This window comes from Phytoactinopolyspora endophytica (assembly GCF_004138495.1).
Classification (GTDB): Bacteria; Actinomycetota; Actinomycetes; order Jiangellales; family Jiangellaceae; genus Phytoactinopolyspora; species Phytoactinopolyspora endophytica.
This window is the reverse complement of sequence record NZ_ML142870.1, coordinates 26,886-27,496: the sequence shown is the minus strand read 5'-3', so window position 1 is coordinate 27,496 and position 611 is coordinate 26,886. Positions and strand designations below refer to the sequence as shown.

The following is a 611-nucleotide window of genomic DNA, read 5'->3' as shown; positions in this document are numbered from 1 at the left end:
GCCCATGACCACCCTGCTCGGACTCGATGAGCATCCTGCCTACCTCGACGGCTACGGACCCATCGATGCCGACATGGCCCGCCGCCTCGCCGGCGCGGGCGTCTGGCGGTGGGTCGGCACCTCACCCGCTGGTGGGCACGCCATGGACTACGGCACCACTCGCTATACACCGCCGCAAGACCTCGTCGACTTCGTCATCCTCCGTGACCGCGAATGCCTCATGCCCGGCTGCCACCAGGCTGCTTACCGATGCGAGATCGACCACCGGACTCCGTGGCCTTACGGCCCGACCTCCGCGTGCAACTGCTCCGCCCTGTGCAAAACGTGCCACCTGCAGAAACATCGAGCCGGATGGAGCGTTACCCGCCTTGCGGACGGCCAACAGAAATGGACCAGCCCCACAGGGCACACCACCACCGTTCACCTGCCCCGCATCGCTCCCGATGCCCGCGCTCCGGATTCCCCGAATGAAACGGACCAGCCCACGGCCGACGGCAACGGACCACCCGAACCCGACGAGCCACCCTTCTAGGGGCTTCCACCCGTACACGCTCAGGTGGCGTCAGAGCCCACACGCTGTGGCGCCACCCAGGCGTGGTCTCAGGATCCGC

At 67.4% G+C, this 611-nt stretch carries 1 protein-coding gene; it reads left to right on the top strand.

The window, feature by feature from the left end; genetic code table 11:
- Window positions 1-532, top strand: a 532-nt coding sequence (locus ELR45_RS29620) for an HNH endonuclease signature motif containing protein (RefSeq protein ID WP_205857523.1), incomplete at its 5' end; no start/stop codon positions are given.
- Window positions 533-611 lie beyond the last annotated feature (79 nt).